This is a genomic window from Leifsonia sp. PS1209 (assembly GCF_012317045.1).
Lineage (GTDB): Bacteria > Actinomycetota > Actinomycetes > Actinomycetales > Microbacteriaceae > Leifsonia.
The window spans coordinates 3,538,361-3,559,860 of sequence record NZ_CP051154.1 but is presented as its reverse complement, the minus strand read 5'-3'; the positions used below and the strand labels follow the sequence as shown (position 1 = coordinate 3,559,860).

Genomic DNA, 21,500 nt, shown 5'->3' with positions numbered 1-21,500 from the left:
TCCCGTTCCCGTCGCCGCGTTCGACCCGGACGAGGAGAACACCAACGATTTCGATCCGCTGGTGCCGCGCGCGATCGACCGGCCGACCGTGCTGCCGCGCGGCGGCGCCATCGACCCGGCGGTGGGCGACATCGCCAAGGTATTCGCGGCCCCCGACGATCCGGCGGACTGGCCGGCCTGGCGCTCCGACCTGGCCGCCTGGCGCGACGAGGCCCGGTCCCGTCTCGACTACGACGGCGCCGTGTACGAGCGCGCGGAGACAGGCTGGGCCCGCCGCGCGTACAGCGTCGCGCAGATCTGGCTCTGGGACGAACGGCTGTTCGACCACGAACGCCAGCAGTTCACGGTCGACGCCTTCCTCGCGGCGACAGCGGACCACGGCGGCTTCGACGGCGTCGTGCTCTGGCACGCGTACCCGGTCATCGGCATCGACGACCGCAACCAGTTCGACTTCTACCGGGACGTGCCTGGGCTGGATGCGGTGGTGGCGGCCTTCCACGACCGCGGCGTCCGCGTGTTCATCGACTACAACCCCTGGGACACCGGCACGCGCCGCGCCCAGCACGCCGACCCGGAGGAGCTGGCGGCGATCGTCGGGGAGCTCGGTGTCGACGGCGTCTTCCTCGACACGATGAAAGAGGGAGACGCCCGCCTCATCGACGCCCTGCTGCAGGCCACGCCCCCGCAGGTGCTGGAGGGCGAATCCCGGGTGCCGAACCAGCGCATCCAGGACCACCAGCTGAGCTGGGCGCAGTGGTTCTCCGACTCGACGGCGCCCGGCGTGATGCGGGCGCACTGGTTCGAGCGCAGGCACATGATGCACTCGACCCGCCGCTGGAACCGCGACCACAGCGACGAGCTCCAGTCTGCGTGGATGAACGGCACCGGTCTGCTGGTGTGGGACGCGGTCTTCGGGGTGTGGGTCGGCTGGAGCGAGCGCGACAAGGCCACTCTGCGGAGGATGCTCCGGGTGCAGCGGGCGTACGGCGACGTGCTGGTGGACGGCGAGTGGTCGCCGCTGCTCGGTGCGACGGAGGCCGCGCTGGCGGCCGGGGTCTACGTGTCCCGGTTCGCTGCGGACGGCGTGACGCTCTGGACGGTCGTGAACCGCGGGGACACCGACTGGACGGGCGATCCCCTCGCCGAGCCCGTGGCTGCGGGTGCGCGCAGGCACGACGTGACCGCGGGCGTGGCCGACGTGACGACGGTGCGGGTGCCCGCGCGGGGTGTGACCGGGGTGATCGAGGTCGCTGCCGGGGGCGCGCATCCGGACTCGCTGCTGCTGGCTGCCGTCGCGGACACTGCCGCGGACAACGAAGCAGACGCCGCGCGGTTCCCGGCGCGCGAGGCGGTGCGCACGGTTCCCGCGCTCGCGCCTGCCACGCGCATCCCGGTGGATGCGGTCGTCGTCGAGCAGGGGACGCGCGAGCTGACCGTGACCTTCCGCCGCCGCGAGACGGGCTTCTACCAGGGGGCGCCGTATGTGGAGGAGTGGAAGCCGCTGCCTCCCCGGCTGCACGACGACCGGAGCGAGACGCTGACCGTCACGATCCGCGGACGCGTCGCCGTCGCGGCCCGCGAGGTCACGGCGGCCGAGTTCGGCGCGTTCGTGTCGGAGACGGGATACCGGCCGCTGGTCGCCGATCGGTTTCTGGTCGGCGCCGCCTCCGGCGCTGCACCGGTGACCGGCGTCTCGCTGGCGGACGCCCGCGCATACGCGGCCTGGGCGGGCGCCAGGCTCCCCGACGAGTTCGAGTGGCAGCTCGCGGCCGAGCAGCCCGGATTCGGCAGGGCCGAACCGGCCGTGTGGAACTGGACGGAGAGCGAGCACACCGACGGCATCACCCGGTTCGTGATGCTGAAGGGCGGCAGCGACCACGTCACGACCGGCTCGGACTGGTACACCGACGGCGGACGACGTGACGCGACGTTCAGCCTCAAGTTCCTGCTTCCCGGCCTCGGCGTCGAGCGCTCCAGCAGCATCGGCTTCCGGCTGGCGTGGGACGTAGCGGGGGACCTGGAGGGCGACCGATGACCGCGCCCGCCCTCGACGGCCTCCGCGTCCTGGATGTGTCGACCCTGTTCGCCGGGCCGCTCGCCGCGACCTTCCTCGGCGACTACGGCGCCGACGTGATCAAGGTCGAGCATCCCACCCGGCCGGATGCCGCCCGCGGGCACGGCCCGGCGAAGGACGGCGTGAACCTCTGGTGGAAGACGCTCGGGCGCAACAAGCGCACGGTCACGATCGATCTCGGATCGCCGGAGGGCGCGAAGCTGCTGCTCGCGCTCGCCGCGGACGCCGACGTGCTGATCGAGAACTTCCGGCCGGGGACCCTCGAACGCTGGGGCATCGGCCCGGATGCGCTGCACGCGGCCAACCCGCGGCTCGTGATCGCGCGGGTCACCGCGTTCGGCCAGTTCGGCCCGTACTCCGGGCGGCCGGGGTTCGGCAGCCTGGCGGAGGCGATGAGCGGCTTCGCGGCGCTCACCGGCGAGCCGGACGGCCCTCCGACGCTCCCGCCGTTCGGGCTGGCAGACGGCATCGCCGCGCTGTCCACCGCGTACGCCGTGATGGTCGCGCTGCGCGCTGCGGAGCGCGACGGGCACGGGCAGGTGATCGACCTCGCCATCATCGAGCCGATCCTGATGCTGCTCGGCGGGCAGATCACCGCGTACGACCAGCTCGGCGCCGTGCAGCCGCGCACCGGAAACCGCTCGGTCAACAACGCGCCCCGCAACGTCTACCGCACGGCGGACGGCGACTGGGTGGCGGTGTCCACCAGCTCGCAGTCCATCGCGGAGCGCGTGATGCGGCTGGTCGGGCGGCCGGACGTGATCGACGAACCGTGGTTCGCGACCGGGCACAGCCGGGCGGAGCACGCCGACGAACTGGATGCGGCGGTCGCCGCCTGGATCGCGGCCCGCCCCACCGAGGAGGTCGTCCGCGAGTTCGAGGAGGCGCAGGCCGCCATCGCGCAGGTCTACGACGTGCGCGGCATCCTCTCCGACCCGCAATACCAGGCGATCGGCACCGTGCAGACGGTCGACGACGACGAACTCGGGCCGGTGAAGATGCAGAACGTGCTGTTCCGGCTCTCCGGGACGCCGGGCGCGATCCGCTGGGCGGGACGGCAGCACGGCCGGGACACCGACGACGTGCTCGCGGAGATCGGCGTGACCAGGGAACAGCTGGACGCACTGAGGGAGAAGGGGGTCGTGCGATGACGACGGACGAGCGACGGATCGTCACCGGCCTGTACGTGCCGGGCGACCGGCCGGACCGCTTCGACAAGGCGGTCGCCACGGGAGCGGACCTCGTCATCCTCGACCTGGAGGACGCGGTCGCACCGGAGGCGAAGCCGGTGGCGCTGGATGCTGTCACGGCGTGGCTGCGCGGGCGCGCATCCGGTGGTCCGCTCGTCCAGGTGCGGGTGAACGCCGGAGCAGACCACGAGCTCGCCGCGCTGCGCGACCTCGGCGTCGCCGTCGAGCTGCGGGTGCCGAAGGTGGAGAGCGCCGCGGACATCGACAGGGTGGTCGCCGTCGCGGGAGACCTGCCCGTCGCCGCCCTGGTGGAGTCCGCGCTCGGGGTCGAGAACGCCGGGGCCATCGCCGCGCATCCCCGGGTCGTGTCGCTCGCCCTCGGGGAGTCGGACCTCGCGAGCGACGTCGGCAGCAGGGACGCCACCGTGATCGACTACGCGCGGACGCGCCTGCTGTTCGCCGCCCGCGCGGCCGGGCTGCCGGCGCCGATGCTGTCCGCGTACCCGGACATCCGGGATCTCGACGGCCTCCGCGCCGACACCGAGCGCGGGGCGCGACTCGGCTGGTTCGGCCGCACGGCCGTGCACCCCAGCCAGCTGGCCGTGATCGCTGCCGTGTTCGCGCCGAGCGAGGCCGACCTGGCGTGGGCGCGCGCCGTGCTCGCCGCGGTGGACCGCGGAGGGGTGGCGACGCTGGACTCCGGAGAGATGGTCGATCCGGCCATGCTCGGCCGCGCCCGCGGCATCCTCGCCGCGCAGCCCGGCCGCTGAGGCAGAGCCGCGGAGACACAGGATCCCGGATGCTGGAACAGCGCTCGTTCGTCAGCCCCGCGATCGGGCGGCTGGAGTACACGCTGCTCATACCGGAGCGCGCGGACGGCCCAGTGCCGATCGTCTACCTGCTGCACGGCCGCGGCGACAGCGCGGAGTCGTGGGCTCCCGTCATCGACGACCTGCGCGCCCTCCCGCTGATCGCGGTGCTCCCGGATGCGCCGTGGAGCGACCGCGGCGGATACTACGTCAACTCCGCCCACCGAGACGGCAGACCGGTCGAGACCGCGTTCACCCGCGACCTGGTCGCGCACGCCGAGGCGCAGCTGCCGGACGGGCTCGCGGTGGCGGGGCGCGCATCCCGTGTGGTGGCCGGGTACTCGATGGGCGGGTTCGGCGCCCTGCGGTTCGGCCTCGCGCATCCGGAGCTGTTCGGGCGTGCGGTCGCGCTCAGCCCCGCCGCGTACGATCCGGAGCCGCCGGCCGGGTCGTCGGCGCGCGAGCACGGCGCGTTCGGGGTGGGAGACGCGCTCTACGACGCGGACCGCTACCGCGCCCTCGGACAGCGCGCCATGCTCGACGCGTTCCAGGGCCCGCCACTCGACCTAGTGCTCGCTGCGGGCGACGCCGAGCAGCCGCATCCCGGTGCTCCGGATGCGCTGGCCATCGGCCCTCAGACCGCCGCCATCGCGCGCCGCGCCCGCGCGACCCCCGCCATAACCGTCCACGCCCGCACGTACCCCGGCGCCCACGACTTCACCGTCTGGCGCCCCGCCCTCCTCGACGCCCTCCGCCCGCTCTTCCTCCGCTGAGTCGACTATTCGGCGGCGCGGCCCTTGGCGACGTATTCGAGGCGGCGGAGCGTCTCGACGTTCCGGATGTGCAGGATGAGGTCGGCGATCGGGCGCGGGATGAACCGGGCAGGACCGCCGATCGGGTACTCCTCCATGCGCACGACGCAGCCCGCGCCGCGCGGCTTCACGTCGATGATCACGCGCTCCCGGCCGAACGGCCGGGTCTTGGCCTCCAGCACCATGCGGCGCGGCGCGTCCCAGGTGTCCACCACCGTCTCGTCGTCGAGCACGAACGGCCAGACGCCGATCGAGTGGTGCAGGCGGGCGCCCTGGCGCGGGTACGTCGGGTCGGCGGCGCGCAGCCTGGACGCCCCGACCACCCAGGTCGGATAGACCCACGGGTCTTCGAGCACGGCGAAGACCTGCTCGGGGGTGCAATCGAGTGCGCGCACGGTCACAGACATGTCACTGCTCCGGGAGTCCGTCGGGCCGGAGCGACGCTTCGGCGGGGTCGATCGGGCCGGTCGGGTCGAGGCGAGGACGCGTCGACCCGTGCAGCGCATCCCGGTTCAGTTCGTCGGGCGCGAGCGACGGCATGGTGCGCATCCCGAACTCGTGTCGCAGCGCGCTGCGGGCGGCGTAGTACCCGACCAGCCCGTGCACGCCGGGTCCGGGGGCCGCGGCGGCGGAGGCGAGGTAGAGTCCGCGGCCGGGCATCCGCCACGGGTCGGGGGAGGCCACCGGCCGGGCGATCAGCTGCCGCAGGCTGGGTGCTCCCGCCGAGATGTCCCCGCCGACGTAGTTGGGGTTGTACGCGGCCATCTCTACGGCGGTCTTGTGCGCGCTGCCGAGGATCAGATCCCGGAAGCCGGGCGCGAACCGTTCGATCTGGCGCGTGATCGCCTCGGTCTGGTCGACGGACGACCCGGCCGGCACGTGGGTGTACGCCCACAGGACGTGCTTGCCCGCTGGGGCGCGGGTGCTGTCGAACAGCGACGGCTGCGACACCAGCACGTACGGGTCGTCGCTGTGCCGACCGGCGGCGACCTCGCGCTCCGAGCGGGCGACGGCGGCGCGCGTCCCGCCGAGGTGCACGGTGGCGGACTCAGTGAGCTCCGCGTTCGCCCACGGAACGGGGCCGGACAGCGCGAAGTCGACCTTCGAGACGCCGTTGCCGTTACGGAACGCGGCGATGCGGCGCAGATACGACGGGGGCAGCCGGTCCTCGCCCAGGCGGGCGGCGGCCTCCGCGCCGGTGTCGAACAGCACCACGCGGGCATCGGGCAGCTCGGCCAGGCTGGAGACCTCCGTGCCGGTGACCACCTCCCCGCCGTGCGCGAGGATGTCGGCGACCATCGCATCCGCGATCGACTGGCTCCCTCCCACGGGGATGGGCCAGCCGCGGGCGTGCGCGTACGTCGCGAGCGTCAGCCCGGCGGCCGCACCCGCGAGACTCGGCAACGGGAGGGTGGAGTGCGCGAACACCCCGGTGAGCAACGCGCCCGGCGCCTCGGTGCGGAAGAACGCATCCCACCACGGCCCGCCCTGCGCCAGCATCGTCGCGCCCAGCCGGGCGGCCACGAGTGGGTGGCGGGGCACCTGGAACAGCTGGGAGCCGGTGAACTGGGCGACGGCGTCCGCGTTCCGCACGAGCGGCCCGAGCATCCGGCGCCACGCGGGTCCGTCGACGCCGAGCGCATCCACTGTTCGCTCGAAGTCCCGGTAGGCGACGGCAGCTCTCCCGCCGTCCAGGGGATGCGCGTACGACGCGGTCGGCACGATGAACGGCACCCGCTGCTCGATCCCGAACCGCTGGAAGAACCCGGACGCGAAAGCCAATGGATGCACGGCGGAGCAGATGTCGTGCCGGAACCCGGGAAGCGTCACCTCTTCCGTTCGCGTGCCGCCGCCCGCCGTCGCGTTGCGCTCGTACACGCGCACCGCGAGGCCGGCGCGGGCGAGCGTCACGGCGGCGGCGAGGCCGTTGGGTCCGGAGCCGACGACGATCGCATCCGGTGGTGTGGAACTCATGCCTCCCTGTATACCCCTCGTTGATGGACGGGGTCAGATGTCTTTCAGTATCCAGTCCAGGACGGTCGGGTCGCCTCTGGTTCCGCCGACCGTGCAGATGGCGATGATGCTCCCCACCCCCGGCAACGGCTGCGGAGGGACGAAGGCGACGATGGCCTGGTACGTCCCATCGTCGTTCCTGGTCGGCGGGTGGTCGGGGTCGTACGGCTGCATCTCGGCGCCGGGGTTCTGAGCCGCATAGTTCTCGACGCCGACGTCGGCGCACGCCTGCCACGCGCCGAGTGCGTCGATGGGGTCGTCCGGGGACACGGTCGGGGTGACCGGTGCGGGGATGACGGTCGGGGTGTCCCTCTCCTCGGGGGTCGGTGTCGCGGTCGCGGTCGACGTTGCTGGAGCAGAGCGGTCGGACAGGATCGTGGTGCTGAGCGCGTACGCGACACCGCTGCCGGACACGACCAGCGCGGCGATCACCAGGCCGACGACGGTCCACACGTGTTTTCTGCCGCGCCCGCCCCTGGCCAGGTCGGCGCGGGCGGACTCCACGATGGCGTCTCGCCAGGCGGCGCTGCGACGGTCGTCGAACTGCGGGTCGTCGGGGTGCTGGTCGTCGTTCATCGGGTGCCTCCTTCCGTCTGGGTCAGCGGGGCCGTCTCGGCGAGCAGCCCGCCGAGTCGCGTTTTCGCCCTGGACAGCCGGGACTTCACAGTGCCGAGCGCCACGCCGAGCACGGCGGCGGCCTCAGCGGTGCTGAGCTCTTCGATCACGCACAGCGACAGCACATCCAGGTCGCGCTTCGGCAGCTGAGCGAGCGCGACGCGGAGGGCGTTCCGCTGCACGTCGGAGTCGAGCCGGTCATCCACCGCCTCGCTGTGATCGGGGGTGGTCCCCTGCGCAGGAAGGATGCTGAGCACGTGCGCGTAGCGGCGGCTCGACCTGGCGAAGTTCCTGCTGACGTTGTTCGCGGTGACCAGCAGCCAGCCGATCACCGACCCGTCCACCTCCCGCATCGCGTCGCGGCGGCGCCAGGCTTCGAGGAACACCATGCCCGTCACGTCCTCGGCGTCGTGCACCGAGCGCGTCAGCCGGAGGGCGTGCCGGAACACCCGATCGCGGTGGAGGTCGAACAACTCCCCGAACGCCTCTGGGTCGTCGCGTCGAGTCGTGGGGATCACCCCCAGCTCCTCGGTGTCATCGGTCGTCACACTCAGATAATGTCCGCATCGGCGAAACGGTTCCCGTCACGCGACCGGCCAGCCTAAACGTCTTTGGTCGTCACGTTCAGGAGGGTGGGATTGCCGAGGGTCCCGCCGATGGTGCAGATGTAGACGATGCTCTTCGCACCCTCGACCGGCTGTGGCAGGGAGAAGGACGCGATCGCCTGGAAGCTGCCATCCGGATTCTTGGTCGGCGGGACGGAGACATCGTACGGATGCAGCGCCGCCCCCGGGTTCTGCGCCACGTAGTTCTCCAGGCCGAGCACGGCGCACGCGTGCCACGCGGTGAGGGCGTCGATGGGGTCGTCTGGTGAGGGGGCGGCGGGGGTTGGTGTGGGCGTGGTGCTGGTGCTGGTGCTGGCGCCGATCGCTGACGCGCTCGGATCGTGGAATGCGGCTGGGGCCGAGCCCGCGCATCCCGAGAGTGCGCCGAGGACGGCGAGAACGACAGCGGACGCGGCGAGCGCCGCCCTGGCCGTGGATGTGTGTGTCTTCACGATGTACCCCCGATAGTCGACTGCTGCAAACGGAGCATCCGGTTCTGGATGCACAACGGTAATGTCCGCATCGGCGAAACGGTTCCCGAGGTGGCAGCAGCCGGAGGGGTACTTCCCTCAGACCTGCGAGATGCTGTCCGCCAGCGTCCCAGCGCCGTGCAGCGCAGCGCCGATGGTGTTGGCCGTGCGCTGGAACGCCGTGTCGGTCTTCGACGCGCCGATCGCGCCGCCTTTGAGGGCTCCGCCGGACATGTTGCGGTTCAGGCGGGCGACCAGCCTGCCCTGCTCGTCGACCATGAAGTCGACGGTGAAGGTGATCTGGAAGTTGTTCCCGGCGAGACCGCCGAGGAGCACCGTCGCCGTGGTGCTGCCGCGCTTGGCGAGCAGGCCGCCGGTCGGCGTCGTCGTGACGGTGAACCCTTCGCTCTGGAGTGCGGATGCGACCAGGTGCTTGCCGCTCTCGTGGTCGCCGAGGATGAAGAAGTCGTGCGCTTTGGCCATGAGGATGAGCGTATCGTGCGAGGTTAACTCGATGTGAACAGTTGTTTCATCAGACAAAAAAACGTGAACAGAGTGTTCATCAGCGCATAGGCTGCACTCGTGAACGACCGCCAGACCCCCAGCAGACCGATCCTCGTCCTCGATTTCGACGGGACGGTGTGCGTCGGCGATGCGCCGGTGTGGGAGTACGCGGAAGCCGTCATCGCGGGCATCCTCGACGCGGGATCCGCGGCCGCCGTCGACCTCGACGCCTCGCTCCGCGCCAGGCTCGGCGCGTTCCTCGACGGCGAGCCTGGCTCGCCCGCATACATCGACGGCTATGCGGCCGTCGCAGCGCTCGCGGCAGAGCACGCAGACGACGACCTGCTGCAGAGCGCGTACCAGACCAGCCGGCGGGCGCTCGCCGGGGGAACCGTCGCGGTGTCCGCGCCGGACGGGCTCGCCGGATTCCTCGGCAGCCTGGGGGAGAGCGTCGAGCGCGTGCTCGTGACGAACGCGCCGCTCGACGGGGTTCGGGAGACGCTCGCGGCCATCGGGCTGGCCGGGAGCATCGACCGGATCGTCACCGACGCGGACAAACCCGCCGGCTGGACCACGATCCTGCCGCAGCTCCTCGACGGCAGGGAGCCGTCGCAGTTGCTGTCGGTGGGCGACATCTGGGGCAACGACCTCGAGCAGCCCCTGGCAGCGGGATGCGTCACCGCCCTCATCGACCGGTTCGGCCACCGCGCCGGCCCGGCCCACCTCGTGGCGGCCGACTTCCCCGGACTGTACGACGGCATCCGCCGCTGGGCGGTGGACCCGGCAGGGTTCGCGGCCGCGCACGAGCCCGCCACAACCACCGCCTGACCGCACGACTTCTCCACACCCCGCTCGTCCATCCACAGATCGCACCACCCCACCACTCGCAGTCCTCACCTCCGCACAGAATGGGAACGTCATGAAAATCCGGAAGATCGCCGTCGCGAGCGCCTCTGGCCTCGCCATCCTCACCGCGCTCGCGCTGAGTGGATGCGGTGTGCAGCAGCAGACCGCATCCGGCGCCACCGCATCCGGCGGGGCCGCTCCTGCCGCGTGCACGGGCACCTCGGACGACGCGGCCAAGGCGCCAACGTCGCTCACCCTCGCGCTCGTCCCGTCCGGCGACGCCGCCAAGCTCGTCGAGACCGTCAAGCCGTTGGAGGAGGCCCTCACCTCGCGCCTCGGCATCCCGGTCAAGGGCGTCATCACGCAGGACTACCAGGCGGCCGTCGAGGCGATCGGCAGCAACCAGGCGCAGATCGGGATGCTCCCCAGCCTGCAGATGAGCCAGGCCTGCGACAAGTACGGCGCCGTCCCCGCGCTGCAGACCCAGCGCAACGGCAAGAGCTCGTACGCCGCGCAGTTCTTCACCAACGACCCCAAGAAGTACTGCGCAGACACCCCCGTCAAGGGCGCGAACGGCATGCTCTACTGCAACGGAACGGAGAAGGGCACCGGTCCTGCCGGGCTCGACAGCATCACCAAGATCAAGGGCGCGACGGTCTCGCTGCTGCAGGCGGCCTCCCCGGCCGGCTACATCTTCCCCGTCGCGGCCATGAAGAAGGCCGGGCTCGACGTCGACAAAGACATCAAGACCGTCCAGGTCACGGCCAACGACGCCAGCGTGCTCGCCGTCTACAACGGCGACGCCGAGGTCGGCACCAGCTACTGGGATGCTCGCTCCGTCGTGCAGAAAGACACCCCGGATGTGGGAGAGAAGGTCGTGGTCTTCGCACTGACCGACGAGATCCCGAACGACGGCGCCTCGATCAGCAGCAAGCTCAGCAAGACCTGGCAGAACAAGATCGCCGACGCGATGAAGGACTACGCGGGCACTCCGGAGGGCGTGAAGGCGCTCACCGCGATCTACCAGATCACCGGTCTGGTCGACGCGGACCCGAAGAGCCTCAAGAAGACGCAGGACGCAGCAGCGTCGATCGGCCTCGGCTGATCGCACTGACCGGAGCGGGGTGGCGGGGCGGAGACGCCATCGCCACCCCGCATCACCGCTTGACGAAAGGGACAGAGATGACGGAGACGGCAGGAGCGCGCATCCGGTTCGACCGGGTGGGCGTCACGTACCCCAACGGATTCTCCGGGTTGCGGGATGTGGACCTCACCATCGAGCCCGGCGAGATGGTGGCCGTCGTCGGACTGTCCGGCGCAGGCAAGTCGACCCTCATCCGGACCATCAACGGCCTCGTCCCGATCACTTCGGGGGAGATCACGGTCGGCGACTACCGGCTCTCCGGTCTGCGCGGCAAGCGTCTGCGCACGCTGCGCAGCGAGGTCGGGATGGTGTTCCAGAGCTTCAACCTGGCCAAGCGCACCACGGTGCTGAACAACGTGCTGATGGGCCGTCTGCACCACACCTCCGCCTGGCGCACGCTGCTCGCGGCCTGGTCGGCCGACGACGTCGAGCTCGCGATGCAAGCACTGGAACGCGTCGAGATCGTCTCCAAAGCGTACTCCACCGCCTCCGAGCTGTCCGGCGGCCAGCAGCAGCGCGTGGCCATCGCCCGCACGCTCGCTCAGCGGCCGAAGGTCATCCTGGCCGACGAGCCGGTCGCGTCCCTCGACCCTCCCACCTCCCACGTCGTGATGCGCGACCTGCAGCGCATCAACGCCGAGCTCGGCATCACCGTGGTCGTCAACCTGCACTTCCTCGACCTCGCCCGTCGCTACGGAACCCGGCTGATCGGGCTGCGCAACGGCGAGGTCGTCTACGACGGACCGGGCGCTGGAGCGGACGAGTCGGTGTTCGAGTCGATCTACGGCCGCTCGCTCACCGCGGAGGACGTGCTCGACGCCCCGGCGGTGCTGCCGTGACCAGCGCGGCAGCGGGCACGCGCCCTGTCAAGCCGCGGTCGGCGTGGAAGGTCGTGGTCACGCTGGCGATCCTCGCCGCGATCACGGTCTGGTCCGCCGTCGCGGTCCAGGTGGATGTGGGCGCCCTGTTCGCCAACGCGCAGAACGCATCCAACACCCTCGTGCAGCTGTTCCAGCCCGACTACACCTTCTTCCCCGAGACGCTGCCGTGGCTGCTCCAGACCGTGCAGATGGCCGTCATCTCCACCGCCGTGAGCGTGGTCATCGCCCTCCCGCTCTCGTTCCTCGCCTCGCGCGCCACCAACCCGAACAGCGTCGTCCTCGGCATCGTACGGTTCGTGATGAACATCGTCCGCAGCGTCCCCGACCTGCTCTACGCCTCGCTGTTCGTCACCGTCGTCGGCACGGGGGCGCTGTCCGGCATTCTCGCCCTCGTGCTGTTCAACGTCGGCATCATCGTCAAGCTCATCTCCGAGGCCCTCGACGGCCTCGACCGCGGAGGCCAGGAGGCCGCGCTCGCCGCGGGAGGCACCTGGTTCAAGGCCAATCGCGCTGCGATGGTGCCGGAGGTCGCGCCCACCTATCTGTCGCAGGCGATCTACGTGCTCGAACTGAACATCCGCGCCTCGACCGTCATCGGCCTGGTCGGCGCCGGCGGCCTCGGGATGCTCATCGACAAGGTGCGCACCTTCTACCAGTACCACTACCTCAGCATGATCATCTTCGAGATCCTCGTCCTCGTCGTGCTGCTCGAACTGCTCAGCTCGTACACGCGGCGGAGGCTGATCCGATGAGCGCATCCACTGTCGCCGACATCGCACGGCCGGCCGCGGGCATCCCGGGCGACGGGCAGCGTGGGCAGCGGCCCCGCAAGCCGCTGCGCGTGGCCCGTGCCGTGGTGTGGGCGGTCGTCACGCTCGTGGTGGTGGCCGCGTTCTGGGGCGTCGACATCTCCTGGGATGCGCTCTGGCAGCTGCCGCAGAAGCTCGCCCACTACCTCGGCCTGATGTTCCTGCCCCCGGCGTGGGAAAAGCTCCCGGATGCGTTGTCCGCGACCATGCTGTCCGTCGCGATGGCCTGGTTCGGCACCGTGATCGGCGTGATCGTCTCCTTCCCGCTCAGTCTCCTCGCCACGCGCGGGCTGACCCCCGCCGTGGTGCGCTGGCCGCTGCGTGCGGTGTTCGCCGTGCTGCGTGCCGTGCCGGAGGTGGTGATCGCCGTGCTGATGCTGTCCGTCACCGGGCTCACCGCGTACACCGGCGCGCTGGCCATCGCCATCGGCTCGATCGGAACGCTCGGCAAGTGGGGCTACGAGAGCTTCGAGTCCGTCGACAGAGGAGCCATCGAGGCGGCGACGGCGTCCGGCGGGTCCCGGGTGCAGATCATGCGCTGGGGAGTCTGGCCGAACGCGAAACCCGACGTGCTGGCGTTCTGGCTCTACCGGTTCGAGATCAACGTGCGCGCGTCCGCCATCCTGGGCCTGATCGGCGCGGGCGGCATCGGCAAGATGCTCGTCGACAACATCCAGTTCCGGGTGTGGGACGTGGTCGGGATGCTGATGATCGTGGTCATCGTCGTCACCATGATCATCGACCAGCTCTCCGGCCTGGTGCGCCACCGGATCATCTCCGGGCACTGGGAGCTGCCGGTGGTCACGGCCGTTCGCCGCCGTTCCGCGCGCAGGGCACGGGCGGAGAGCACCGAGCTGAAGGCGACGGAATAGGGTGACTTCGTGAGCTTCCCGGCTGAGCGCGGCCTGCGCATCCTGCACCTGTCAGACACGCACCTCTTCGGCGACGGCAGCCTGCACTACGGGATGGTCGACACGCTCGCCGCCCTCGATCGCGTCCTCGGCAGGGCGGCGACGCTCGGAGCCGTCGACGTCGTGGCGGTCTCCGGCGATCTGTCCGACGACGGCAGCCCGGAGTCGTACCGGCTGCTGGCCGGCCGGATCGCGCCCTGGGCGGCGGAGCACGGCGCCGTGATCGTGTACGCGATGGGCAACCACGACCTCCGCGACGCCTTCGAGAGCGTCCTCGGCGCGCGGGAGACGGTGCTCGACGTCGCCGGATTCCGCGTGGTCACGGTGGACACCTCCGTGCCCGGCGCCGGCTACGGGGCGGTGGATGCGGCGGCCCTCGACCGGCTGCGCGGCATCGTCGCCTTTCCGTCCGCGCACGGCACCGTCGTGGTGCTGCACCACCCGCCCGTGCCCGCCGCGAGCGCGCTGCTGGCGGCGCTCGAACTGCAGAACCCCGCCGACGTGCTCGACGCGTGCGCCTCCGGCGACGTGCGCCTGGTGCTCGCGGGCCACTACCACCACGCGCTGAGCACGGTCGCCTCCGGCATCCCCGTGGTCGTCGCGCCCGGCACGGCCAACTCGTCCGACCCGATCGCGGCCGCGGGAACCGAGCGCGCGACCGTCGGCTCCGGCTTCGCCGTGGTCGACCTGCCGATCGACGGGGAGCCGACCGCCGTCTTCGTCGCGGTCCCGAGCGCAGACGACGGCACCGAGATCTTCGATCTCGACGCCGCAGAGGTCGAACGCATCGCAGCGGCGGCAGGACCGAAGGAGCCCCGATGAACGACCACCGCCCCGGCGAGGTCATCGCGACCATCCGGTCCGTGCTTCCCTCCCTGCTGCCGACGGAGCAGGCCGTCGCCGCCGTGCTGCTCGAACGTTCGGCCGAGATCGTCGAACTCAGCTCGCAGCAGGTCGCCGAGTTGGCCGGAGCATCCAGGGCCACCGTGGTGCGCACCTGCCAGAGCCTCGGCTTCACCGGCTACCAGCAGCTGCGCGTGCTGCTCGCCAGAGACGCGGGCTACCGGCCGCCTGCCGCAGCGACCGCCGCGCCGGTCGGGTCGGCGGGGATCGTCACGCAGACCTTCACGCACATCGCGGGCCGCGTCGACGACATGGTCGCGCTCCTCGACGCCGACGCGGTGGAGCGGGCAGTGGATGCGCTGGTCGCCGCCCGCCGCGTCGTCGCCGTGGGCAACGGCCTGTCGGCACCGCTGGCACTGGATGCTGCCGCCCGCCTCACCAGCATCGGCCGCGCGGCGGAGGCCCCGCTCGACGTGATCGGGCAGCAGATCACCGCGCGGCTGCTGTCGCAGGACGACGTGCTGCTGGCCGTCAGCGGAAGCGGCTCGAACGCCTCCACGCTCCGCACGGTCGGCGCGGCGACGGCGGCGGGCGCCACCGTGATCGCGGTGACGGCCTTCGTGCGCAGCCCCATCGCGCAGGCGGCGCACATCGGCCTCGTGGTGACGATGCCCGACCTCACCTTCCGCGACGAGATCACCCTCGCGTCCCGTCTGCCGCAGGCCATCCTCATCGAGGGGCTCGTGGCGGCGGTCACCCAGCGCCTCGGTGACGCGGCCACCACGGCGAAGTCGCTCGCGCTCGACGCGATCAGCGACAACCTGGCCGAGTGAGGGCAGAATGACACCACATCCGGCAACCAGGGGAGGCAGCTCATGGCGGTGACAGGAATCGGCGGACTCTTCTTCCGCAGCGCAGACCCCGACGGCAGGGCCGCCTGGTATGCGGAGCACCTCGGCATCGACGCGGGGAGCAACGCCGTCTGGAATCAGGAGGCGGGCATGACGGTCTTCGCGCCGTTCCCCGCCGACACCGACTATTTCCCCGCCGACCAGGCGTTCATGCTCAACCTCCGGGTCACAGACCTGGATGCGCTGGCCGAGCGTCTGACGCAGGCGGGCATCCCGGTCGAGCGCCGCGACGAATGGGAGACGGAGTACGGGCGGTTCGCCCGCATCCACGATCCGGAGGGGCTGCCGATCGAGCTGTGGGAGGCTCCGGCCTGAACCGTGGGAGCATCCGGTCCGAGCGTTCCGGGCAGGGCGACGCGCCGTAACCGACTATTGCTCACCAGCGCGGGAAGGGCTACCGTGTGCGGCGCCGGTCTTTGCAGCCCGGCAATTTTGTGCTCGATCGACGTTCTAGGAGAACAACATGAGTGATCGCACTCCACCGGCAAGCTACCCAGCATCCTCGTCACCGGCCGGAGGCGGAGCGCCCGTCGCCCCGCCGCAGCAGGTGAACATCGCGTTCTGGCTCTACATCGTCGGCGCAGCGCTGAGCCTGATCGCGCTCATCGTCTCGCTGGCGACCATCGGGTCGCTGAAGGACGACGTACAGAAGCAGCTCGCCAACCAGGGCCAGCAGATCTCCGACGCGACGCTGAACGCGACCGTCGGCGTGTCCGTGACCTTCGCCGTCGTGTTCGGCATCCTCTACATCGCCGCGTACGTGCTGTTCGCGTTCTTCATGCGTCGCGGTGCGAACTGGGCACGCATCGTGCTGCTCATCGTCACCGTGCTGTCGCTGTTCGGCATCCTCGGCGGCTTCGGTCTCGGCGCGGCCCGCGTGGTCGTCGGTGTCATCGCCACCGTGCTCATCTTCCTCAAGCCGGCGAACGAGTACTTCGCCGCCGTGAAGGCGAGCAAGCGGGTCTGATCCGCACCTGACAGGCTCGGGATGTGGGCGGTGGCGAAAGTCACCGCCCACACTCAGGCTTGTTCCTGTATCGTAGGTAAGTCGGCTCTTGACACCGCACGTTCGTGCGGATGGGTTTGTAAGTCAGGTGGGCCGGTTTCGCTGCCGTTCGGCAGGCGAATGATCACTGTATGTGAACGGCCCCGGCCAAAGACTGCCCGGGTTCTCCTTGAAGCGTGGAAATGATCCGCGCGCTTCGTCATGCATAACGAGAACAACCCAGGAAGACATCCATGCCCGGATTCAAGAAGCACGGAAACAACAGCGCCGGCGGCGCCCGCAAGGGTGCGCCCAAGGCAGGCAGCCGCAGCCCCAACCACCGCGGATACCGCGCGGAAGAGGGCGGCCCGAAGAAGGCCCGCTGGTCCGAGGAGGACCGCGCCGCTCGCGGCCGCGCCACCTACGGCAGCCGCGATGGCGGTCGTGACGGAGCGCGTGACGGCGGCCGTGACGGTGCAGGCTCGACCGGCGCCCGCAAGGAGCGCCCCAACTGGGAGCCCCGCGGCAAGGACGCACGCCGCACCTGGCAGCCGGACGGCGACCGCTCGCGCGGCCGTGACGACCGCGCTCCCCGCCGCGACTTCGACAACGACCGTCCGCGTCGTTCGTTCGACGGTGACCGTGCCCCGCGTCGCGATTTCGACAACGACCGTCCGCGTCGTTCGTTCGACGGCGACCGTGGCCCGCGTCGTGATTTCGACAACGACCGTCCCCGTCGTTCGTTCGACAACGACCGTGCGCCGCGTCGCGACTTCGACAAGGACCGCGCGCCGCGCCGTTTCGATGGCGACCGCGCTCCCCGTCGCGACTTCGACAAGGACAGCGCCCCGCGCCGCTCGTTCGACGGCGACCGTGGCCCGCGTCGTGACTTCGACAACGACCGTCCCCGCCGCTCGTTCGATGGTGACCGCGCTCCGCGTCGCGATTTCGACAACGACCGTCCCCGTCGTTCCTTCGACGGCGACCGCGCGCCCCGTCGCGATTTCGACAAGGACAGCGCCCCGCGCCGTTCCTTCGACGGCGACCGCGCCCCGCGTCGTGACTTCGACAACGACCGTCCGCGCCGCTCCTTCGACAACGACCGTCCCCGTCGTTCGTTCGACGGCGACCGCGCCCCGCGCCGCGACTTCGACGCCGACCGCGCCCCGCGCCGTGACAGCTCGTCCTCGTTCTACCCGTCGCGCGACGAGAAGCCCGCGTTCACGTCCAACGACGACGTCGTGCTCGAGCGCCTCGAGGCCGACGCCATCCAGGCGGAGGACGTCGACGGCGTGACCTTCGCCGACCTCGGTCTCGGCGGCAACATCGTGCGCGCGCTCGCTGAGCTCGGTGCGGACCGTCCGTTCCCGATCCAGGCGGCCACCACTCCGGATGTGCTCGCCGGCAAGGACGTGCTCGGCCGCGGCCGCACGGGCTCCGGCAAGACGATCGCCTTCGGCGCCCCGATGGTCGAGCGACTGATGTCGCTCTGGGCCGAGTCCGGCAAGTCCGGCGGCAAGCGTCAGATGGGCCGCAAGCCGCGCGCCCTCATCCTGGCCCCGACCCGCGAGCTGGCGCTGCAGATCGACCGCACCGTGCAGCCGATCGCCCGCAGCGTCGGCCTGTTCACCACCCAGATCTACGGCGGCGTTCCGCAGGCCCGTCAGGTCGGTGCGCTGCAGCGCGGCGTCGACATCGTGATCGGCACCCCCGGCCGCATCGAGGACCTCATCGAGCAGGGTCGTCTCGACCTCAGCGAGGTCGTCATCACCGTCCTGGACGAGGCGGACCACATGTGCGACCTCGGCTTCCTGGAGCCGGTGCAGCGCATCCTGCGCGAGACGTCGGAGGGCGGCCAGAAGCTGCTGTTCTCGGCCACCCTCGACAAGGGTGTCGCCCAGCTCGTCGACGAGTTCCTGGTGAACCCGACCGTGCACGAGGTCGCCGGTGAAGACCAGGCCTCCTCCACGATCGACCACCGCGTGCTCGTGATCGAGCACCGCGACAAGGCCGCGATCATCGAGCAGCTCGCCGACCGCGACGGCAAGACCCTGGTCTTCGCCCGCACCCGCGCGTTCGCCGAGATGCTCGCCGACCAGCTCGACGACGCCGGCATCCCGGCCGTCAGCCTGCACGGCGACCTCAACCAGTCGCGCCGCACCCGCAACCTCGGTCAGCTGACCAGCGGCCGGGTCAACGTGCTGGTCGCCACCGACGTCGCCGCCCGCGGCATCCACGTGGACGACATCGACCTGGTCATCCAGGCCGACGCGCCCGACGAGTACAAGACGTACCTGCACCGCTCCGGCCGCACCGGCCGCGCCGGCAAGCAGGGCACCGTCGTCACGCTCATCCCGCGTCAGCGTCAGCGTCGCATGACCGAACTGCTCGGCCGTGCAGAGATCGAGGCCGACTTCGTGCCCGCGATCCCCGGCGACCAGCTCATCACCGACCTGGCCCAGGCGGCTGCGCAGGCGTAGCGCGACAGCAACACACGAACATGGCCGCACCGGATGCATCCGGTGCGGCCATCGTCGTCTCTGCGGCCATCGTCGTCCCTGCGGGGAGTAGCGTGTGCCCATGACCAACGGTTCGATCGTCTTCGCTGGTGGCGGTGTCGCGGGTATCGCGTGGGAGATCGGCGTGATCGCCGGGATCGCCGATGCTGATCCGCAGCTCGCCGAACATCTCCTCGCACCGGAGGTCACGTTCATCGGCACCTCCGCAGGCTCGGCGGTGGCGGCGCAGCTCGCCAGCGGCGCCGGGCTGGAGGAGCTCTACGCCGCGCAGCTCTCCGACGAGACGGCCGAGTTCGACCCCCGCGTCGACCTCACCGCGCTGATGGAACTGTTCACCGCGGCGGCGTCACCCGGCGCATCCCCGTCGGACACCCTGCTCGCGATCGGACGGCTCGCGCGCGACGCGCAGACGGTCACCGAGGCGGAGCGCATGGTGTCGATCGAGGGGCGGCTGCCGTCCGGCGAGTGGCCGGAGCGACGCCTGCTGATCACGGCAGTGGATGCGGAGAGCGGCGAGTTCCGCGTCTTCGACGCCGACGCGGGGGTGCCGCTCGCTGAGGCGGTCGCCGCCAGCTGTGCCGTGCCGGGTGTCTGGCCGCCGGTGACCATCGGCGACCGTCGCTACATGGACGGCGGGACGCGCTCGCTGGCGAACGCCGACCTCGCCGCCGGCTCGGACTGGGTGCTCGTCGTCGCACCGACCATCGAGGGCGCGCCCGGTCTCGGCCAGATCCCGCCCGGCGAGCTGGCGTCGCTCGACCCTGCACCCGTGTTCGTCGTCTACGCCGACGACGCCTCGGCCGCCGCCTTCGGCGTCAACCCGCTCGACCCCGCGACCCGGCCCGCCGCAGCGGCCGCCGGCCGCGCCATCGGCGTCGCCGCCGCCCCGCGCATCCGCGCAGCCCTCGACCGCACCCACTGACCCTCTGTCCCGCCCCGGGGCCGGGGCCGGGGCCGTGGCCGGGGTCAGGAGAACTGGGCGAGGGCGTGGGTGGCGATGGAGGCCATACGGGGGTTGTCGTCGGAGTTGGCGGCGAGGGCGGAGCCCATGACCACCGCCCAGCCGCGGGCGCGGCGCCAGGTGGCGTCGTCGGCCAGCGCCGGCAGGGCGGAGGGGGAGCGGCGGGTGAGCTCGTCGCGGAACACGGCCCGCGCCTCCGGATCGAACGTAAGCCAGGCGGTCGCGAGGTCGGTCGCCGGGTCGCCGGCGGTGACGTCGCCGAAGTCGACAACGGCCGCGAGGCCGGAGCGGTCCGGCGTCAGCAGCAGGTTGCCGGGGTGCAGGTCTCCGTGCAGCCAGATCGGCGGCCCGTCCCAGACAGGGGCGTCGAGCGCATCCCGCCACGCCTCGGCGAGACCGGCGACCTCCCTCCGCTCCGACAGGTGCCGCAGGCGCTCCTGCACCGCCGCATCCCTGGTCGCCAGCGGCACGCCGCGCACCGGGTTGGCCGGGATGTCGCCCGTCGCCGGCTCGTGCAGCGCCGCGACGAACGCAGCCAGCGGCAGGGCGATGGATGCGCGTTCCTCCGCCGTCACGTCCGCCCCGTCGACCCCGTCCACCCACCGCACGATGCTCCACGCGAACGGGAACAGCTCAGACGGCGTACCGACCCGCACCGGAGCGGGGATGGGCACGTCGACGCGCGCGGCGAACGCCGGCAGCACCTGCTGCTCGTGCTCGATCAGGTGCGCGGCGACCTCCCGGCGCGGGATGCGCACCGCGTACTCGCTGCCCAGCCGGTAGATCAGGTTGTCCCAGCCGTCGGACACCAGCGTGAGCGGTCCGGCGAGGTCGGGATGCTGCGTATCCACGAGCCGGGCGACTAGCTCGGCGTCGCTCGCGATGTCTGCCTCTGGGGTATGCACCGCTCGACGCTACCGCAGAGTAACCGAGATACCAGTATCTGTCGCGAAACGCCCGGGATGCGCGACAGTTACTGGCATCTCGTGCATGGCTCGTGCCTAGGGTGTGGGCGGCGTGACAGCGATGACGATGGAGGTGTCCGCCTCGGAGGCGTTCACGTAGCGGTGGGCCTGGCGGGAGTCGAAGGTGATCGACTCGCCGGCCGTGAGCGTGTACTCCGCCTCGCCGATCTCGACCCGGAGTTCGCCGGAGATGACGAAAGCGCACTCGGTGGACGGATGGGCCCATTCGCGCGCCGAGCTGGCGCGGCCGGGCGGGATGGTGGCCGTGAGCATCTCGAGGTCGCCCCGGCCGGGGGTGAGGCGCTCGTAGAAGAACTCGCTGCCCGTGGTGCCGAGCGTCGGCCGGTGGTTGGGGGAACTGACGTGCACGAGCGGCGCGTCCGGGTCGGTGAACAGCGACGAGATCGCCGCCTCGAAGACGCCCGCGAGTTTGCGCAGCGAGCCGAGGCTCGGATCGGCGGTGCCGTTCTCGATCTGGCTGAGCATTCCGACCGAGAGCCCGGATACTTCCGACAGCTGTTTCAGCGTCATTCCGCGTTCGAGCCGCAGCGCTTTGAGTCTGTCTCCGAGCACGTCGTGTGCACCCTCCGTTGTAACAAGTTCGATACAGATTAACGAATTTTAACCCAATTG

The 21,500-nt window shown here is 71.0% G+C and carries 23 protein-coding genes; 15 read left to right on the top strand and 8 right to left on the bottom strand.

The window, feature by feature from the left end:
• Positions 1-61 precede the first annotated feature (61 nt).
• Genes HF024_RS19900 through HF024_RS16990 form a run of 4 tightly spaced genes read left to right on the top strand, consistent with a single transcriptional unit; the run spans position 62 to position 4,846 of the window.
• A complete protein-coding gene (locus HF024_RS19900) occupies positions 62-2,035 on the top strand; it encodes an SUMF1/EgtB/PvdO family nonheme iron enzyme (protein ID WP_247597172.1) in 1,974 nt (657 codons plus the stop codon).
• Entirely contained in the window at positions 2,032-3,225 is a 1,194-nt protein-coding gene (locus HF024_RS17000) for a CoA transferase (RefSeq protein WP_085370559.1), read from the top strand. The genes HF024_RS19900 and HF024_RS17000 overlap by 4 nt, the downstream gene beginning before the upstream one ends.
• Positions 3,222-4,034, top strand: coding sequence for a CoA ester lyase (locus tag HF024_RS16995; protein ID WP_210723975.1), 813 nt, complete (start codon positions 3,222-3,224; stop codon positions 4,032-4,034). Before HF024_RS17000 ends, HF024_RS16995 begins: the two co-directional genes overlap by 4 nt.
• A gap of 29 nt (positions 4,035-4,063) precedes the next feature.
• Positions 4,064-4,846: an alpha/beta hydrolase-fold protein gene (locus HF024_RS16990; RefSeq protein WP_168690369.1), complete on the top strand. Its 783-nt coding sequence runs from the start codon at positions 4,064-4,066 to the stop codon at positions 4,844-4,846.
• A 5-nt stretch (positions 4,847-4,851) separates the two neighbouring features.
• Here HF024_RS16990 and HF024_RS16985 read toward each other — a convergent pair whose 3' ends face one another.
• From HF024_RS16985 to HF024_RS16960, 6 genes are all read right to left on the bottom strand, one after another.
• Positions 4,852-5,292: an SRPBCC family protein gene (locus tag HF024_RS16985; RefSeq protein WP_168690368.1), complete on the bottom strand. Its 441-nt coding sequence runs from the start codon at positions 5,290-5,292 to the stop codon at positions 4,852-4,854.
• A gap of 1 nt (position 5,293) precedes the next feature.
• Positions 5,294-6,859: an NAD(P)/FAD-dependent oxidoreductase gene (locus HF024_RS16980; protein WP_168690367.1), complete on the bottom strand. Its 1,566-nt coding sequence runs from the start codon at positions 6,857-6,859 to the stop codon at positions 5,294-5,296.
• A gap of 33 nt (positions 6,860-6,892) precedes the next feature.
• The gene (locus HF024_RS16975) at positions 6,893-7,474 is read right to left on the bottom strand and encodes a hypothetical protein (RefSeq protein WP_168690366.1); all 582 of its coding nucleotides are present in this window, start codon (positions 7,472-7,474) and stop codon (positions 6,893-6,895) included.
• A complete protein-coding gene (locus HF024_RS16970) occupies positions 7,471-8,061 on the bottom strand; it encodes a sigma-70 family RNA polymerase sigma factor (protein ID WP_168690365.1) in 591 nt (196 codons plus the stop codon). Before HF024_RS16970 ends, HF024_RS16975 begins: the two co-directional genes overlap by 4 nt.
• Before the next feature lie 53 nt (positions 8,062-8,114).
• The gene (locus HF024_RS16965; protein ID WP_168690364.1) at positions 8,115-8,570 is read right to left on the bottom strand and encodes a hypothetical protein; all 456 of its coding nucleotides are present in this window, start codon (positions 8,568-8,570) and stop codon (positions 8,115-8,117) included.
• Between the two features lie 117 nt (positions 8,571-8,687).
• On the bottom strand, positions 8,688-9,071 hold the full coding sequence (locus HF024_RS16960) for a hypothetical protein (protein ID WP_085370551.1): 384 nt from the start codon (positions 9,069-9,071) through the stop codon (positions 8,688-8,690).
• Positions 9,072-9,170: 99 nt separating this feature from the next.
• Between HF024_RS16960 and HF024_RS16955 the strand changes: the two genes are divergently transcribed.
• From HF024_RS16955 to HF024_RS16905, 11 genes are all read left to right on the top strand, one after another.
• Positions 9,171-9,920 carry an HAD family hydrolase gene (locus tag HF024_RS16955; RefSeq protein WP_168690363.1) on the top strand — a complete coding sequence of 250 codons (750 nt, stop codon included), beginning with the start codon at positions 9,171-9,173 and terminating at the stop codon, positions 9,918-9,920.
• A 91-nt stretch (positions 9,921-10,011) separates the two neighbouring features.
• Positions 10,012-11,043 (top strand): phosphate/phosphite/phosphonate ABC transporter substrate-binding protein, encoded by a 1,032-nt coding sequence (phnD, locus tag HF024_RS16950; protein WP_168690362.1) that lies wholly within the window; start codon positions 10,012-10,014, stop codon positions 11,041-11,043.
• A gap of 77 nt (positions 11,044-11,120) precedes the next feature.
• Positions 11,121-11,921, top strand: coding sequence for a phosphonate ABC transporter ATP-binding protein (gene phnC / locus HF024_RS16945; protein WP_168690361.1), 801 nt, complete (start codon positions 11,121-11,123; stop codon positions 11,919-11,921).
• Positions 11,918-12,715, top strand: a complete 798-nt coding sequence (phnE, locus tag HF024_RS16940) for a phosphonate ABC transporter, permease protein PhnE (RefSeq protein WP_168690360.1) — start codon at positions 11,918-11,920, stop codon at positions 12,713-12,715. Before phnC ends, phnE (HF024_RS16940) begins: the two co-directional genes overlap by 4 nt.
• A complete protein-coding gene (gene phnE, locus HF024_RS16935; protein WP_168690359.1) occupies positions 12,712-13,644 on the top strand; it encodes a phosphonate ABC transporter, permease protein PhnE in 933 nt (310 codons plus the stop codon). Before phnE (HF024_RS16940) ends, phnE (HF024_RS16935) begins: the two co-directional genes overlap by 4 nt.
• A gap of 9 nt (positions 13,645-13,653) precedes the next feature.
• Positions 13,654-14,505, top strand: coding sequence for a metallophosphoesterase (locus HF024_RS16930; protein ID WP_210723974.1), 852 nt, complete (start codon positions 13,654-13,656; stop codon positions 14,503-14,505).
• On the top strand, positions 14,502-15,359 hold the full coding sequence (locus tag HF024_RS16925; protein ID WP_085370545.1) for a MurR/RpiR family transcriptional regulator: 858 nt from the start codon (positions 14,502-14,504) through the stop codon (positions 15,357-15,359). Before HF024_RS16930 ends, HF024_RS16925 begins: the two co-directional genes overlap by 4 nt.
• 42 nt (positions 15,360-15,401) lie before the next feature.
• A complete protein-coding gene (locus HF024_RS16920; protein ID WP_085370544.1) occupies positions 15,402-15,752 on the top strand; it encodes a VOC family protein in 351 nt (116 codons plus the stop codon).
• A 148-nt stretch (positions 15,753-15,900) separates the two neighbouring features.
• A complete protein-coding gene (locus tag HF024_RS16915) occupies positions 15,901-16,404 on the top strand; it encodes a hypothetical protein (RefSeq protein WP_085370543.1) in 504 nt (167 codons plus the stop codon).
• A gap of 272 nt (positions 16,405-16,676) precedes the next feature.
• Positions 16,677-18,902: a DEAD/DEAH box helicase gene (locus HF024_RS16910; protein WP_168690358.1), complete on the top strand. Its 2,226-nt coding sequence runs from the start codon at positions 16,677-16,679 to the stop codon at positions 18,900-18,902.
• A gap of 100 nt (positions 18,903-19,002) precedes the next feature.
• Positions 19,003-19,863, top strand: a complete 861-nt coding sequence (locus tag HF024_RS16905) for a patatin-like phospholipase family protein (RefSeq protein ID WP_168690357.1) — start codon at positions 19,003-19,005, stop codon at positions 19,861-19,863.
• 44 nt (positions 19,864-19,907) lie between these two features.
• Here the strand turns inward: HF024_RS16905 and HF024_RS16900 are convergent, their stop codons facing one another.
• Entirely contained in the window at positions 19,908-20,807 is a 900-nt protein-coding gene (locus HF024_RS16900) for an aminoglycoside phosphotransferase family protein (protein WP_168690356.1), read from the bottom strand.
• 96 nt (positions 20,808-20,903) lie between these two features.
• The gene (locus HF024_RS16895) at positions 20,904-21,440 is read right to left on the bottom strand and encodes a cupin domain-containing protein (RefSeq protein WP_168690355.1); all 537 of its coding nucleotides are present in this window, start codon (positions 21,438-21,440) and stop codon (positions 20,904-20,906) included.
• Positions 21,441-21,500 lie beyond the last annotated feature (60 nt).

Excerpts from the sequence above, each read along its gene's own strand:
- HF024_RS17000 (WP_085370559.1), top strand. The coding sequence starts at position 2,032 with ATGACCGCGCCCGCCCTCGACGGCCTCCGCGTCCTGGATGTGTCGACC.
- HF024_RS16995 (WP_210723975.1), top strand. The coding sequence starts at position 3,222 with ATGACGACGGACGAGCGACGGATCGTCACCGGCCTGTACGTGCCGGGC.
- HF024_RS16990 (WP_168690369.1), top strand. The coding sequence starts at position 4,064 with ATGCTGGAACAGCGCTCGTTCGTCAGCCCCGCGATCGGGCGGCTGGAG.
- HF024_RS16985 (WP_168690368.1), bottom strand. The coding sequence starts at position 5,292 with ATGTCTGTGACCGTGCGCGCACTCGATTGCACCCCCGAGCAGGTCTTC.
- HF024_RS16980 (WP_168690367.1), bottom strand. The coding sequence starts at position 6,859 with ATGAGTTCCACACCACCGGATGCGATCGTCGTCGGCTCCGGACCCAAC.
- HF024_RS16975 (WP_168690366.1), bottom strand. The coding sequence starts at position 7,474 with ATGAACGACGACCAGCACCCCGACGACCCGCAGTTCGACGACCGTCGC.
- HF024_RS16960 (WP_085370551.1), bottom strand. The coding sequence starts at position 9,071 with ATGGCCAAAGCGCACGACTTCTTCATCCTCGGCGACCACGAGAGCGGC.
- phnD (WP_168690362.1), top strand. The coding sequence starts at position 10,012 with ATGAAAATCCGGAAGATCGCCGTCGCGAGCGCCTCTGGCCTCGCCATC.
- phnC (WP_168690361.1), top strand. The coding sequence starts at position 11,121 with ATGACGGAGACGGCAGGAGCGCGCATCCGGTTCGACCGGGTGGGCGTC.
- phnE (WP_168690359.1), top strand. The coding sequence starts at position 12,712 with ATGAGCGCATCCACTGTCGCCGACATCGCACGGCCGGCCGCGGGCATC.
- HF024_RS16925 (WP_085370545.1), top strand. The coding sequence starts at position 14,502 with ATGAACGACCACCGCCCCGGCGAGGTCATCGCGACCATCCGGTCCGTG.
- HF024_RS16920 (WP_085370544.1), top strand. The coding sequence starts at position 15,402 with ATGGCGGTGACAGGAATCGGCGGACTCTTCTTCCGCAGCGCAGACCCC.
- HF024_RS16915 (WP_085370543.1), top strand. The coding sequence starts at position 15,901 with ATGAGTGATCGCACTCCACCGGCAAGCTACCCAGCATCCTCGTCACCG.
- HF024_RS16910 (WP_168690358.1), top strand. The coding sequence starts at position 16,677 with ATGCCCGGATTCAAGAAGCACGGAAACAACAGCGCCGGCGGCGCCCGC.
- HF024_RS16905 (WP_168690357.1), top strand. The coding sequence starts at position 19,003 with ATGACCAACGGTTCGATCGTCTTCGCTGGTGGCGGTGTCGCGGGTATC.